A 15,743-nucleotide genomic window follows, 5' to 3' on the forward strand; every position below is an offset into this window, starting at 1 on the left:
CACCTTTAATAGTGTATCAAATTTATCACTTATTGTAAATAGAAAGTTGAAAGTTTCTTGTCATAAATAGTGGACGTCCTATATAAGGGTTTGCGATCACTCGTCTGCTTTATTCTAAAGTAACATCTTTAGACTAAGTATCCTAAATAGGAATCGTTTCAATGAATCATCCCAATCACACTATACAAATATTTGTTAGTTGCTCGTGTTCACGATACAATGATATGTGAATAGGAAACGGTTACAAATCAGTGATAAAGGAGACAAAGTGATGACAAACCAGAAAACGCAAATAAATAATATTTACAAAGATTTATATTTAGAAGTATCCGATTTACGTAAAAACGTCTATAAGGATGGCCAACAAATTTATGCATCCTGGGATCCTTCCACTCTCCGTGAAGATTTTAAAGAAGCAGCCTTAAATTTTGCCTATTATGTTGCCCTTCGTCGCCGAGATATCCGCAGTCTACAATTAAAACTGGGCAATCTTGGTCTTTCTTCACTTGGTCGTCTCGAAGGCCATGTATTAGCTACCCTTGATTTAGTCGTTTATCATCTCGCCAAAAGTGCGAATATGCCTGCAGTTGACATTCCTGAACATATGACGAAAACCAGTCAAGGACAGGGGTCTACACTTGACCAACTCACCAAAGATTTCTTTGGCTCAGGTGCTGAGGATCGTTATTCCCGCATTATGGTAACTATGCCCAATGAAGCCGCCACTGACCAAGACCTAGTTGATCAAATGGTAAAGGCTGGTTTAGACGTCGCCCGTATTAACTGTGCACATGATGATGTATCTACTTGGCGGAAAATGGTTGAAAATATTCATCAAGCTGGCAAGAAATACGAGCGTGACATTAAAATTTTCACCGACATTGCTGGTCCTAAAGTACGAATTCAAGCCATCTATACTACTCTACAAGACCCCAAGCTCTATGAGGGAGATATTTTTTTCCTCACAAGCGATACGACATTAAAAGACTTTTATGATTGTGAAATTGTCTTATCTTGTCCAATTCCAGAAATTATTCAAGATTTAAAGGTTGATGAGGCGGTGTCACTTGATGATGGTAAAATTATAGGTAAAGTCCAAAAATCTTATCCTGAAGGAGTAAAAATTCGCATCACCCAAATGGCATCAAACGGTAAGAAAGTGAAAGCCACGAAAGGCATCAACTTCCCTGATCGTGAGTTAAATATCCCTGTATTAACTGATAAAGATATCGATGATTTGGCTTTTTCTAAAGAAGAAGCTGACGTGATTGGCTTCTCTTTCGTTCATAACTTAGAAGACGTACGCCAAATCAACCAAGTCATGGCTGACAAAGTAACCAATGACGAAGAAAAATTAGCGACGATCAAACTAGAAACCGTCTCTGGTTTTGAGAATCTCATCAATATCATTATCGAAGCAAATCGCTACCGACCAACAGGCATTATGATCGCTAGAGGAGACTTAGCTGTAGAAGTTGGCTATCTCCGACTATCAGTTGTCCAAGAAGAAATTCTTTGGTTCTGCGAGGCTGCGCAAATTCCTGTGATTTGGGCCACCCAGGTTCTTGAGTCCTTGGTAAAATCAGGTGTACCTTCACGTGCTGAAATTTCAGATGTGTCTATGGGGTCACGAGCTGAATGTGTCATGTTAAATAAAGGTGAACATATCCTCGAAGGGATTAATCTCTTACGGTCAATTTTAGAAGACATTGATGAACACCAATTCAAAAAGACAGCCTTAATGAAACAATTAAACGTAGCCAATACCATTTTCGAATGAAAATAAACACCTACCTCTAATGACTCAAAGGTAGGTGTTTTTATAATGGCTAACTACAATAGCATCCATGTTATTGTCGCTTACCATCCTTAGTATAGGTAATGACTTTTGTCCCCTTATTATCAGCAATTTCCTTAGCCCGCTTCATAGCATCCTCTTTTAAATCAAAAGTATCCGCAGCCCGTTTTGCCTTCACGGTAATCACTTGCCATTGCGCATTCTCGTGATCAAATTTCACTTGAACGTCCTCATCCATCAAATCAGGATTGGCTGATTCAGTATCATGCTTATCGCTCTTTTTGGGGTTGGTTGCCTGTTTAACTTCCGAAATCTCTGTATCAGAAGCATTCTGGTACCACTCTTTCCCTTGCTGGATTGCAATGGGTATTAAATCTTCCTCTTTGTAACCCGCTGCTTCCATAGCATTCATGATCTCAATAATCTTCTTGCGTTCAACCTCATCAAAGTTTTTTAAGCTGTCAGGATAATCTTGCATATTCCATGGCATAACATCATCTCCATTCTTAACTCATATTGTATCAAGAATGGTGAATAAATAAAAAAGATATCCATGTTAAAGCTAGTTTGAAACTGTGGTCCACACAATAGACCCACTCATAACAGTCCTACTCAGTTTCTGCTTTAATTTCTTCTAACCATTTAGCTTGTTGATCTGTTAAGGGGTAATTTTCTAACATATCCGGCCGGCGTTCATAGGTCCGGCGTAAGGATTCTTTCCCCTTCCAGTCAGCAATTTTAGCATGGTTACCAGACATCAACACATCCGGCACAGTCATCCCCTTGTATTCAGCCGGGCGGGTATATTGTGGATACTCTAACAAACCAGTCGAGAAGGAGTCACCCGTAATCGATTCCTCATTACCCACCGCATCTTCAAGCAAGCGGACAGTAGCGTCAATCACAATCATAGCCCCTAATTCGCCACCAGTTAGTACATAATCTCCAACCGAAATTTCATCGGTCACATATGATCGAATCCGCTCGTCATAGCCTTCGTAATGACCACAAATAAAGATCAGATGATCGTCTTTTGCGAATGACTCCGCATGTTTCTGCGTAAAAGTTTCACCAGCTGGATCCATCAAAACCACGCGTTTTTTCGTATTAGGATGTTTACCCTCAATTTCTTCTAAGGCATCATTGATGGGGTCAACCCGCAATAACATACCAGCACCACCGCCATAAGGATAATCGTCCACATGCCCGTGTTTGTTTACTGCAAACTTACGAAAGTCCGTCACATCAATATTGGCCACCCCTTTTTCCTGGGCCTTCCCAATAATCGACGTGTTCATCGGACCTTCAAACATCTCTGGAAAAAGGCTTAATACATCAATCTGCATTAGGCGTCACCCTTTTCCGCGTCCACATCATCAATCAGACCGTCCATCGGGTCAATCACAACTCGGTTATCATCCAGATCAATCTCTAACACAATATCTTCAATATAAGGAATCAAGATATCCTTCCCTTTATTTGGACGTTGAATAGCCCAAACATCATTAGACGGTAGTGACGTAATCTCCCGGACCTTGCCTAGATAAGTCTCATCAGTCGTATAGACTTCTAAACCAATAATATCATCATAATAAAACTCATTCTCATCCAATTCGTCCGCCTCGCGCTCAGTGCCCGCAACCTTCAAATCAAACCCTTTGAATTTTTCTACATCATTAATATTGTCCTTGCCCTTAAAATGCAACAAATTGAAATTCTTATGCAGACGGTGACCATCCACCTCAACAGTCTCAACCAACTTGTCACCATTAAAAATCGCCAAAGTCGCACCAATTCTAAACCGCTCTTCCGGGAAATCAGTTGTCGCCATCACACGGACTTCACCGCGTAAGGCCTGCGTATTCACGATTTTCCCGACCAAATAATACTGCTCTTCAGCCATGCCCTCAATCTTCACCATATCTATTGCCTTCCCTTCTTATGTGCCTATCTTCCAACCTTCAAACCACTTATTAGAATAGGACACACCTCACATTTCTAGCGACCACTGTAATTAAAAATAACATGGTCAAACGTCAGTCTTATTTTACATCAATACACCTTAAAAACCAAGATAACACGACGAATCCCAAAAGTGCCCCATCCAAAAGTTGTTTAAAGATATCAAAAAAAGACGCAGACATTTCTGTCTACGCCCTCAAAAAGCGAATCGCTTTGTTACAAACTTTGTATAAACCCAATTATAAGGGAGCTCGACTATCGCACCTTGTGAAGTTGAGCTCGCCTATCGCACCCTGTTTAGTCGGGTTCGAGTCTCCAGAAAGAACTACGTTTCAGATTAGATTGTAACTGACTTCGTCAGCTACTGCTCTAATCTTCCAACGTTTTCTTTCTGAACGTCGACTCTTACACCCTGTTTAATCTTCTCTATCTATTACCAAGCGAATTCTCTTTGGTCCTTCTACTCGGACTGAATAGATAATGGTACGGATTGCGTTTGCAACGCGGCCACCCTTGCCAATCACCCGGCCTACATCATCAGGATGTAGCAACAAATGGTATTCTAAAAATTCATCTCCATCAACAATGTGCAGTTGGATTTCATCAGGATGATTCACCAATGGTTTCACAATTGTTAACAATAAATCTTCAATATTTGGCATATCATTCATAGTGTTTACGCTTATTTATTAGCTGCTTTAGCTTCTAATTTGTTTTCGTGGTGTTTTTTCATCACGCCTTGACGAGATAAAATGTCACGAACTGTATCAGTTGGTTGCGCACCATCTTTTAACCATTTTAAAGCTAATTCTTCATCTAACTCAATAGTTTCTGGTTGAGTAGTTGGGTTGTAAGTACCAATTTTTTCAATGATACGACCATCACGTGGTGAACGTGCGTCTGCTGCAACGATACGGTAGAATGGGTTACGTTTAGATCCCATACGTTTTAAACGAATTTTTACTGCCATGAGTAAGTTCCTCCTAAAAATTAAGTGTTTTTATATATTTAAAGCCTTAAAAGCTCATCACAAGTAAACATGATAACAAGTTTTTGTCAGCTTGTAAAGTATTTTCTCTTTACAGGGCGAATATATTTTTCCCTATCGGTGAAAAAAGGCTTATTTCCCTTTTTTCTTAGCTTTTTTCAACTTGCGGGCCATTTGTTTGGCTTGTAATTCAGCGACCCGGTTCTGGTTACGGTTGCCACCGCCTCCAAATCCACCGAAGCCACCGCCTCCTAGGCCACCCAACATGTTTTGAAGAGCGCCCATGTTGCCGTTAGACATAGCTGACATCAATTTACGTGACTCGTTAAACTGTTTAATTAAACGGTTCACTTCTTGTAGTGTAGTCGCTGACCCTTTAGCGATACGACGACGGCGTGATTGGTTGATTGAATCTGGATTTTCACGCTCATACGGGGTCATAGATTGGATCATGGCCTTGGTTTGCGCCATTTGTTTCGGATCAATATTTAAGTCGTCCAAATTCCCCAATTTATTCATACCTGGAATCATCTTCAAGATATCTTTCATAGAACCCATCTTGTTCATCTGGTCCATGTTTTTAATGAAGTCATTGAAGTCATAGGTATTTTCACGCATCTTAGCTGCCATTGCTTCTGCTTCATTTTCATCAAACTCCGCTTGGGCTTTCTCTATAAGGGTTAACATATCCCCCATACCCAAAATTCGGTTAGCCATACGGTCTGGGTAGAAGCGCTCAATCTCGTTTAATTTCTCACCAGTACCCGTAAATTTAATCGGTTTACCAGTTACAGAAACGATAGATAAGGCCGCACCACCACGGGTGTCACCATCTAATTTCGTTAAGACAACCCCTGTGATATCCAACTCTTCGTCAAAGGCCTTAGCCACGTTGGCTGCCTCTTGACCAGTCATCGAGTCAACAGTTAATAAGATTTCATCCGGTTCTACTGCCGCTTTAATATCTTTTAACTCAGTCATTAACCGTTCATCAATTTGTAGACGACCGGCCGTATCGATGAAGACTAGGTCATGACCATTCATTTTAGCGTATTCAATCGCTTGCGTCGCAATCTCAACTGGACTTACTTGGTCACCCAAAGTAAAGACTGGTAAGTCTAATTGCTGACCAATTGTTTGTAACTGGTTGATAGCAGCTGGACGGTAAATATCACCGGCTACTAATAATGGTTTCTTGTGGTCATTTTTCTTCAAGAAGGCCGCTAACTTACCAACGGTAGTCGTTTTCCCGGCACCTTGAAGACCTGCCATCATAATCACGGTTGGTGGTGTGGTTGCGAATTGAATATCTTCGTGTTCTCCACCCATTAAGTCAGTTAATTCGTCGTTAACAATCTTCACGACTTGTTGCGCTGGCGATAGTGATTGCAATACCTCACTGTTTAGCGCACGTTCATTGACACGTTTCACAAAGTCTTTCACGACTTTAAAGTTCACGTCAGCTTCTAGTAAAGCCAGACGCACTTCACGCATCATTTCTTTTAAATCGCCCTCGGTAATTTTACCCTTCTTACCCATCGTTTGGACAGCGCCTTGTAGCCTATCCGATAAACTTTCGAAAGCCATTCTTGGTAACACTCCTTATTTATTCATTCATCTTAAGCATTCACTTCGGACATTTATTAAATCAGAAATTGTTAAAATTCTTCACTTGCTTCATCACGGTTATCGATCGCAATTAATTGCTTCATATAGTCTGCTAGTTGCGTATCATCTGGGTATTTTTTCGCTACATAGGCAGCCATCTTTTCCCCTACCGCCTCACGCGCATAATAATCACGCGCCAAGTGCAAATGATTTTCATATTTCAACAAACTTTTTTCTGTCCGTCGAATGTTGTCATAAACTGCTTGTCTTGACACATCAAAATGTTCTGCGATTTCCCCTAATGAAAAATCTTCAGCATAGTACAGTTCAATATAAACACGTTGCTTTTCAGTTAACAAATCCCCATAAAAAATCAATAGGGTATTCATTTCATTTGTTTTTTGAATCTCCATCTAAGCCTCTTCTATCTGTCTAAAATTTGTCAAGCAGTTTTCCTTTACAAGTGTTTAGTATACACTATCAAACCCCTAGAATCAACGATATGGCCCAAGTCCTTTAGTCGTTTTTATCGGCTATCAACTTCAAGTATTTGATATACTTTATCCACAATATGAAAAAACCGGAGGCTGAATTTAGCCCCCGATCACGCACTTGCCTTAATAATTAAGCTTCCGGATCTTTCAACCCAGCTAATTTCTTCACTACGTATACAATAATGGTCACAACAAGAACGGTAGCTAGGATAATACCCCAAGTAGCTAATGTCAATGGTTCTGTACCAAATACATTGTTTAAGAAAGGTACATAAACAACCAATAATTGTAGGACTACTGAGAAGGCCATTGCGGCTAATAGTTGTTTGTTTTGGAAGAAGGTCTTATCTAGTCCAAATCCTGATAAACGACGAACGTTTAAAATATGGAACAACTGCGCAATTGCCATGTAAGTAAATGTCGCAGTTTGTGCATAAGTTAAGCTCATACCAAAGATATTATGGAATAGGTAGAATACCCCAAAGGCACCTAGACCAATAATCACACCTGAGATGATAATCCGACTTAAGAATGTCTTATTCACTAAACCAGATTCCGGATTTCTTGGTGGATGTTCCATAACATTGCTTTCTGCCTTTTCATAAGCTAACGCAATCGCTGGACCAATATCTACTAATAGGTTTAAGAATAAGATGTGTAGTGGTTGAATTGGCATTGGTAACATAAAGACAATCGTCGTTAGGATCGCCATAATCTCTACCATGTTACAAGCGAATAAGAAGGAAATGAATTTTTTGATATTTTCAAAAATGATACGTCCTTCACGAACCGCGTCCACAATCGTACCAAAAGCGTCATCCGTTAAAATCATGTCTGATGCTTCTTTGGCAACTTCAGTACCACGGATCCCCATGGCAACCCCGATATCCGCACCATTTAAGGCTGGTGCATCGTTAACCCCATCACCTGTCATCGCCACAACGTTGCCTTCATCTTGGAAGGCACGGACAATTTGTAACTTGTTTTCCGGTGATACGCGGGCAAATACGGCCACATCGCGGATTTTATCGATAAAGTCTTTGTCTTCATGGATGGCATCCAATTCTTTACCAGTCATGGTATTTTCATGGTTTTCAATTCCAATATCGCGGGCAATAACAGATGCCGTTCTTGGGTGGTCTCCAGTGATCATTTTCACCTGGATACCTGCCGCTTGTGTTTGGGCAATCGCATCTTTCACGTCTTGACGTGGCGGGTCAATAATCCCGAATAATCCGTCCATCGTTAACTTGTCTGTATTGCTGTTCAACCAAGCTTCCATGTCGTCAGCGACTTTATCCGCCTCACCTTGGTCTTTAATGGTATAAGAAGCCAAGGCAATTACACGGTTACCGTCTGCTGTCAGGATTTCATTCTTCTCTTGCCAGAAATCTTCTTCACCATTTTCAGTTGCCACTAAATCTAGGACCACATCCATAGCACCTTTTACGATTAGGCGGTGGATGTTATTTGGAAATTGGTAAAGTGCTGCCATATATTTCTTCTCAGAATCAAATGGAATTTCTTGGACAAGTTTATAGTCATTGTCTTTTTCCCACTGCGGTGATAGACCGACTTTATGGCCTAATACCGTTAAGGCACCATCTGTTGGGTCACCTTTAATGGTATATGGGTCTTGATTATCTTCGTCTTCTAATTCAGCTGCTTCTTCATCATCTAGTTGATCACGTTCGATTAAACGGGCATCAGATGACAAGTAACCGTCCGTAATCATTTTCAATAAGACAGCCTTATTGTCGCTTAAATCGTCAACATCTTCAATTGAATCAATATCGAAAGTTACTTTTTCCGCATCTTTTGTAATATCGCCTTCAGGTGTATAGCCTGAACCTGAAACTTCATATTGGACATCATTTTTAATAATGATACTTTCAACCATCATTTGATTTTCTGTTAATGTACCCGTCTTATCTGACGCTATGATTGACGTAGCACCTAAGGTTTCAACTGCAGAAAGTGTTTTAACCAAGGCCTGGTGTTTAGCCATTGTCTGCATACCATTTGATAAGGTAATGGTTTGAACAGCTGGCATAGCTTCAGGGACTGCTGCTACCGCAAGGATTACTGCAATATATAAGATTTCACTTGGCGGGTTGCCGTTGAATAAACCAATAGCAACTACTAAAGCTGCTGCTATGAAAGCTACGACAATCAAGGCTTTACCTAATTGGTCAACCTCTTTGTCTAACGGGGTTTGCATGTCCTTTTCACCCGTCATCATTTCAGAAATACGACCAACTTCAGTTTCCATTCCAGTACCAGTTACAATCACTTGCGCCTTACCACGCGTCACTGCAGTACCTGAAAAGACCATATTTAACCGGTCACCAATTGACTCTTCTTCGTCGTAAGTCGCATCTGGGTCCTTGTCCACAGCTTCAGATTCACCGGTCAATGACGCTTCCATGACTGCAAAGTTGTTGCTTGTAAGCAAACGACCATCTGCAGCAATCGCGTCTCCTTCACCAAGAACCATCACGTCTCCTGGGACTAACTGAGAAGAATCAATTTCAATCTCTTCTCCGTTTCGGATCACATGTACACTAGTATTGACCATATTTTGCAAGGCTTCCACAGACTTTTGCGCTTTAGTTTCTACAAAATATCCAGTCAGCACCGAAATTAAAACGGCCAGCATCACGGCTATAGCTTCAACCCAATCGCCCATTGCAATTGAAATTATGGCTGCGACGGCTAGTAAATAAACGATAATATTATTTAAATTATCTAATAGGATCTCCCACTTAGACTTACTATCCGATTCTTTTAACTTATTTTCCCCATAAGTTTCTAAACGCTTAGAAACTTCCTGGTCACTCAATCCTTCAGTCTTCGATGTTTCTAATTCATCAATGACCTCTTGTAACTTTTTTTGATAAATATTTTTGCTCATCGCCTCATCCTTTCTTTGATAGAACGTTCAGCTCTATTTACATATTATGTTAACATAATATTTTATCCATTAAAAATGATTCAACTTGCGAATACGACATTTTTAGCCATAGCTAATCTCAATCATAAATGCTTCCTACCAAAAAAAGGCTGGAAGATGACTTCCAACCTTATATATATATATCTGACTTCATTAGCGGAACTACTCACTAGCTCACCCGATTTAAGCACCTATACCTAAAAAAATTAGGCTCACTATCTTTCAATCATCTGCCTATTTTACATCTTTTAAAGCACGTTTCGCTAATAGCAGTGAACCAGTAATCCCAGCATTGTCACCTAGCTTAGGTAACTGGATATAATCTGTCATTGCTGGCAATTCAACATAGTTAGCAAGCGCTTTTTCCACTTGTGTACGAACTTTATCTAGCAGTTGGTCTTGATGCATCACGCCACCACCTAGTACGACGCGTTCTGGCGCTAAAGTTAACGTATAGTTGGCAATGGCTTGACCTAAGTAATCTGCAACATAATCCCATACTTCATGATCTGAGGGTAGGTCAGCACCTTTAATACCTGTTCTCTTTTCAATGGCAGGTCCTGACACAAGTCCTTCAATACAGTTACCATGGAATGGACAAGCCCCTTCAAAGTGGTCATGAGGGTCTTGGGCAACCTTAATATGACCCATTTCAGGGTGAGCGTATGCATGGTAAATTTCCCCATTCATAGAGAAGCCACCACCAACACCAGTCCCAATCGTTAGATAAAGACAAGAGTTAGCACCTTTTGCAGCACCCATGGTATTTTCAGCGAGTGACGCCCCATTCACATCTGTTGTCCAAGCAATCGGTTTATCACCAAACCATGCTTTCATTTGCCCTACAAAATCATAATTTTGCCAAGGTAATTTAGGCGTTGAGGTGATATAACCATAAGTTGGCGAGTCATGATTGATGTCGATTGGCCCAAAAGATGAGATACCGAAACTTTCCACTTCATATTTGTCAAAGAATGCTTTCAATTCACCCATAGTTTCTTCAGGGACTGTTGTATCAATACGCACTTGGTCAATAATATTTAAATCTTCGTCAGCTACCGCACAGATAAACTTCGTGCCTCCAGCCTCTATACCACCATATAATAAATCTCTTGTCATGATTAATTGCCTCCATTGTTGTAATCTTTTCCCTTATTATACAATACTTGCTACTATTATAAAAAGAGAGGCCGACACTTTTGTGACCGCCTCTCTACAAATTTGTTTTTGCTAAAGAATCTATTCAATAACTTAAACTTCTTCAAAGAATTGACCTGGATGCTCAATTGCACGTACACGAACAATATCTGGAATTTCTTCTAATTTTGCCACTAAACGCTCAACTTTCTCATGATCTAATTCCTCTAAATCAACTAATGTATAAGCAAAGTCACCACGACCACGGTTCACCATATTGGCGATATTCATGCCTTGTTCCGCAACAAAGGTTGAAATCTTACCAATCATGTTTGGAATGTTACGGTTGATAATGGTGATACGAACTGGTGAATTAAAGCTCATTTGTACAGATGGAAAGTTCACTGAATTTACAATATCCCCTGTCTGTAAAAAGCGTTTTAAGTTTCCAGCTGCCATACGGGCACAATTGATTTCTGCTTCCTCAGTAGAGGCACCTAAATGTGGTAACACACGGATTTTTTCATGGTGCAATAAATCTGCATCCGCAAAGTCCGTAGTATACCCACCAATACGGTTGTCATTAACAGCTTTTAAAACTGCTTCTTTATCTACAATCGGACCACGCGCAAAGTTATATAATTGCACATCTTCTTTCATCATAGCCAACTCACGTTCGCCAATCATACCACGAGTTGAATCCATTAAAGGTACGTGAACAGTAATAAAATCACAGATTTTTAATAAATCATCCAATTCCATCACACGGTTAACACGACGCGAAATACTCCAGGCAGTATCCACAGACACATATGGGTCATAACCATACACTTCAATCCCTAAACGGTAAGCATCGTTAGCGATCATAGCACCAATAGCACCTAAACCGATAATACCTAGTTTCTTACCTTCTAATTCATTTCCAGCAAATTGTTTCTTGTTCGCTTCAACAATCGCTTCAACATCATCATCTGGACCAAACTTGTAATTTTGTATCCATTCATGTCCTTGTAAAATAGGACGAACAGATAACAATAAATTAGCTAGCACTAACTCTTTAACCGCATTCGCATTCGCACCAGGGGTGTTGAAGACAACAATTCCCGCCTCAGTAGCACGTTGAATTGGGATGTTATTTGTACCCGCACCAGCTCGCGCAATCGCTTTTAATGAATCGTTAAATGTTATATCATGCAAATCTTTAGAACGTAAAATCAATGCATCTGGATCATCATTTTCATTAATGGCATATTTCGCTCGTTCAAAACGTTCCATACCTTCAGCAGCAATCGCATTATAAGTCGTTAATTGATAAACTTTATCTTTTAATTCCATTTGTTCAATAATTCCTCCATACTTTAAAGTGGGCACAACATCCGGTTACATGTCGGTTGATTACGATCATTATAATGTAAGCCGAATATTTAAGTTGTTGACAGGCTATTTATTTTCTTCTTCAAAAGCTTTCATAAATGCTACTAGTGCTTTAACCCCTTCTAATGGGAAAGCATTATATAAGCTAGCACGCATACCACCCACTGAACGGTGGCCTTTTAATTGTTTAAATCCTGCCTCATCTGCTTCAGCTATAAATTTCTTATCTAATTCAGGATCGTTCGTTAAGAACGGGATATTGGTTAATGAACGGTTTTCTACTTTTACATGATTGACAAATAAATCAGATCGATCAATGTAGTCATATAATAAGTTCGCACGTTCCTTAGCGTTCGCATACATGGCTTCTTGTCCGCCTTGCGCTGCAACCCATTCTAATACCAAACCAACCATATAAACTGCAAAAGTTGGTGGTGTATTAATCATAGAACCTTTGTCTGCTTGTGTTGCATAAGAGAAGAAGTCTGGTAAGGCTTTATCTTCTTTCAGTAAATCTTCACGCACAATAACAATTGTAACTCCTGAAGGTCCCAAGTTCTTTTGAGCACCTGCATAAATTAAACCGAAATCTTCTACTTTATAATCATTCGCTAAAATATTAGATGACATATCCGCTACTAAAGTCACACCATCAAAAGTAGGAACATCACGGAATGTAATACCACCAATTGTTTCGTTAGTTGTGATATGTAAGTAAGCAGCTTCTGGATCTACAGCTTCAGCAGTAATTTCTGGAACTGCTGTAAAGCCCATTGCCTTAGAAGATGCAATGACATCAACCGACACATCATCTAAATTTTCAGCTGCTTTAATGGCTTTTGTAGCCCAAGAACCAGTATTCACATATTGCGTCTTTTGTCCTTTCGCAAGGTTTGCTGGTACCATGGTGAATTGTTGTGTTGCACCGCCCTGTAAGAATAAAACTTTATAGTGATCAGGAATGTGCATCAAATCGCGTAGTAGTTGTTCAGCTCGTTCGATAATCCCAACGAAGGAGGAAGAGCGGTGACTCAATTCCATCACGGACATTTCTGTACCGTTGTAATTTAAAAGTTCCGCTTGTGCTTGTTCTAATACAGCCTTGGGCAATACTGCCGGACCGGCTGAGAAATTATAAACAGTTGTCATTTAATTTCCTCCATCTATTGGTTTACATATTTTGAACGACTTCACATCGTCACCACTATTATATGCTTTCATCTAATTTTAATCTACCCTATTCTCAACTTATTTTTCTCTCATTTTTTATCCGAATAACACTTTGTGCATATAAAAACAGAATATAATCTTTAATTTTATTAGTTTTGTACGTTAATAAACCCATATTTCACAAATCAATTATATTAAAGTTCGTAAATTAAAAAATAGAAAAGATACTGATTTCTAACCAATTAGTACATATATTGTCCTTTCTAAACTTTATAAGTTATCATTTAAAAAAATGTGTAAGGGGATGGAAACATGAAATTGTAAATGAAGCAAAAGTTATTTTCGTTGAAGCAGGATTTTAATATTTACGACCACAATCAAACACCCCTGTTTCGTGTATCTGGCAAATTATTTTCAGTTGGTCGCCAATTACGGATTTATGATGCCCTAACAAATGAGGAACTGGCTTATGTTAAAGAATCGCCTTTTCGCTTTTTAACCCAGCTAAAGGTCTACCAAGGCACTGATTATATAGCTACTATCCAACAAAAAATGACCTTATTTAAAACCAAAATGGCCATTGAAGATATCGGATGGACAATTGAAGGAGACTTTTTAGGTTGGCATTATGTCATTAAAGATGAACAAAAACAGACAATTGCGCAGGTTAAGGCAAAAATGCTGTCTTGGTCAGATACTTTTGAAATAACGATTGATGATACTCAAGTAGACCCCATTATTGTACTTGCGGTTATTCTTTCGATTGATACTATTCGTGACAAGCAACAATCTGGTTGAGAAAGGTAAAAATGATGACCGATACCTAAGCTGAAATTACTATAATAGAGGTGTACTGGAAACACATCCCAACAATTTTCAGTACAGCCATTCACTTTAGCGCCACAGCTGAAGATTTTTCTGCATCACAAACAGGCCTATTCTCATTCCAGGCCTGGTTTTTTTATAGATAGATTTCAGAAATAGTATAGCGATTTATCTAAAAGCCACAGTTTAAAAGTGATCAGATAACGAAAATGTCTTAAATTAAGATCATCACCGACAATAGTGACCAGAAATACGATTAAACAAAATTCAATTCTTTGTTGTATATGCAAAAAATAGACTAACTTAACCATTCATCTATGGCTTAAGTTAGTCTATTGCTGTCAATTGAAGTTAAACTTCTACAACATCTTTAATTAATTGGTAAATGAATTTCTCTGCATCAAACACTTGCAGGTCATCCACTTTTTCACCAAGTCCGATAAATTTAACGGGAATATCCATCTCATAACGAATTGCAAAAATCACGCCACCCTTAGCAGTTCCATCAAGTTTGGTTAAGACAATACCGTCAATATCTACAGTCTTATCAAACTCTTTAGCTTGTACTAAGGCATTTTGTCCTGTTGTTGCATCGAGTACCAATAATATTTCATGAGGCGAACCAGGTAATTCCCGTGTTAAGATACGCTTCATTTTATCTAATTCATTCATTAGATTAATTTTAGTTTGTAGTCGTCCAGCTGTATCTACTAATAAGTAGTCGTAGCCACCTTCACGCGCAGTTTTAGCAGCGTCAAAAGCCACAGAAGCCGGGTCACCTTGCGCCTTACCAGTCACGATTGGTACATCAATACGGCGTGCCCATTCTTCTAATTGTTCAATCGCACCCGCACGAAAAGTATCCCCTGCAGCAAGCAAGACTTTTTTACCATCTTGTTTTAATTGGTAAGCCATTTTCCCAATGGTAGTCGTTTTCCCGACACCGTTCACCCCAACAAATAAAACAACTGTGGGACCGTCTGGATTTTCATTGATTTCAACATTCGGCTCGCCACCTTTGTCGTAAATCTCCACCATTTTCTCAATGATGACATCTTTTACTTGTTCACCTGAAATAGCACCGCGACGTTGTACTTCCTCACGTACTGCGTCAGATAAGGCAAGTGTCATGTCAAAACCAACATCAGAAGAAATGAAAGTTTCTTCTAAATCATCAAAAAACTCATCATCCACTTGGCGGAAACCAGCAAACAATTCATTCATACGGTCAGAGAAAGAACGTCGTGTCTTCTCAACACCCTTATCGTACTTTTCAAAGACAATCTGATCTTGACTAGGCGATTCAGATTGACGCTGTTGCTCAACAATCTCATCCTCACCCGTAAACGCGCGTTTAATACGGTCAAATAATCCCATCGTATCACTCCTTTACTAAAATAAAAATTTCATATGTCATCGTAAAATTATAAGTTA

At 39.4% G+C, this 15,743-nt stretch carries 14 protein-coding genes; 2 read left to right on the forward strand and 12 right to left on the reverse strand.

The genetic code is table 11. The features are described from left to right. The first annotated feature begins 271 nt into the window (after positions 1-271). Positions 272-1,780, forward strand: a complete 1,509-nt coding sequence (locus tag AWM76_RS06905) for a pyruvate kinase (RefSeq protein ID WP_050774110.1) — start codon at positions 272-274, stop codon at positions 1,778-1,780. Positions 1,781-1,850: 70 nt separating this feature from the next. Here AWM76_RS06905 and AWM76_RS06910 read toward each other — a convergent pair whose 3' ends face one another. The 11 genes from AWM76_RS06910 to serC all read right to left on the reverse strand — a co-directional run bounded on the left by AWM76_RS06910 (position 1,851) and on the right by serC (position 13,463). Then, positions 1,851-2,288: a DUF2188 domain-containing protein gene (locus AWM76_RS06910; RefSeq protein WP_004262404.1), complete on the reverse strand. Its 438-nt coding sequence runs from the start codon at positions 2,286-2,288 to the stop codon at positions 1,851-1,853. 118 nt (positions 2,289-2,406) lie between these two features. Next, positions 2,407-3,144, reverse strand: coding sequence for a tRNA (guanosine(37)-N1)-methyltransferase TrmD (gene trmD / locus AWM76_RS06915; protein WP_004262403.1), 738 nt, complete (start codon positions 3,142-3,144; stop codon positions 2,407-2,409). Further along, complete coding sequence (gene rimM, locus AWM76_RS06920) at positions 3,144-3,719, reverse strand: ribosome maturation factor RimM (RefSeq protein ID WP_004262402.1); 576 nt, start codon at positions 3,717-3,719, stop codon at positions 3,144-3,146. Before rimM ends, trmD begins: the two co-directional genes overlap by 1 nt. A gap of 457 nt (positions 3,720-4,176) precedes the next feature. After that, a complete protein-coding gene (locus AWM76_RS06925) occupies positions 4,177-4,422 on the reverse strand; it encodes a KH domain-containing protein (protein ID WP_039935586.1) in 246 nt (81 codons plus the stop codon). Positions 4,423-4,442: 20 nt separating this feature from the next. Then, a complete protein-coding gene (gene rpsP / locus AWM76_RS06930) occupies positions 4,443-4,730 on the reverse strand; it encodes a 30S ribosomal protein S16 (protein WP_004262395.1) in 288 nt (95 codons plus the stop codon). A gap of 150 nt (positions 4,731-4,880) precedes the next feature. Beyond that, positions 4,881-6,335: a signal recognition particle protein gene (gene ffh, locus AWM76_RS06935; protein WP_004262392.1), complete on the reverse strand. Its 1,455-nt coding sequence runs from the start codon at positions 6,333-6,335 to the stop codon at positions 4,881-4,883. Between the two features lie 71 nt (positions 6,336-6,406). After that, positions 6,407-6,769: a putative DNA-binding protein gene (locus AWM76_RS06940; RefSeq protein WP_004262389.1), complete on the reverse strand. Its 363-nt coding sequence runs from the start codon at positions 6,767-6,769 to the stop codon at positions 6,407-6,409. A gap of 211 nt (positions 6,770-6,980) precedes the next feature. Beyond that, positions 6,981-9,764 carry a cation-translocating P-type ATPase gene (locus AWM76_RS06945; RefSeq protein ID WP_004262387.1) on the reverse strand — a complete coding sequence of 928 codons (2,784 nt, stop codon included), beginning with the start codon at positions 9,762-9,764 and terminating at the stop codon, positions 6,981-6,983. Positions 9,765-10,037: 273 nt separating this feature from the next. Then, positions 10,038-10,922: an ROK family protein gene (locus AWM76_RS06950; protein ID WP_004262386.1), complete on the reverse strand. Its 885-nt coding sequence runs from the start codon at positions 10,920-10,922 to the stop codon at positions 10,038-10,040. A 132-nt stretch (positions 10,923-11,054) separates the two neighbouring features. Beyond that, a complete protein-coding gene (locus tag AWM76_RS06955) occupies positions 11,055-12,275 on the reverse strand; it encodes a phosphoglycerate dehydrogenase (RefSeq protein WP_039935569.1) in 1,221 nt (406 codons plus the stop codon). Positions 12,276-12,380: 105 nt separating this feature from the next. Then, positions 12,381-13,463, reverse strand: coding sequence for a 3-phosphoserine/phosphohydroxythreonine transaminase (gene serC / locus AWM76_RS06960; RefSeq protein WP_004262382.1), 1,083 nt, complete (start codon positions 13,461-13,463; stop codon positions 12,381-12,383). Positions 13,464-13,808: 345 nt separating this feature from the next. Here serC and AWM76_RS06965 point away from each other — a divergent pair, with 345 nt between their 5' ends. Then, positions 13,809-14,282, forward strand: coding sequence for an LURP-one-related/scramblase family protein (locus AWM76_RS06965; protein ID WP_004262380.1), 474 nt, complete (start codon positions 13,809-13,811; stop codon positions 14,280-14,282). 378 nt (positions 14,283-14,660) lie between these two features. Here the strand turns inward: AWM76_RS06965 and ftsY are convergent, their stop codons facing one another. Continuing rightward, positions 14,661-15,686 carry a signal recognition particle-docking protein FtsY gene (ftsY, locus tag AWM76_RS06970; RefSeq protein WP_004262379.1) on the reverse strand — a complete coding sequence of 342 codons (1,026 nt, stop codon included), beginning with the start codon at positions 15,684-15,686 and terminating at the stop codon, positions 14,661-14,663. Between the last annotated feature and the right edge of the window lie 57 nt (positions 15,687-15,743).

Source organism: Aerococcus viridans (genome assembly GCF_001543285.1).
Taxonomy (GTDB): domain Bacteria; phylum Bacillota; class Bacilli; order Lactobacillales; family Aerococcaceae; genus Aerococcus; species Aerococcus viridans.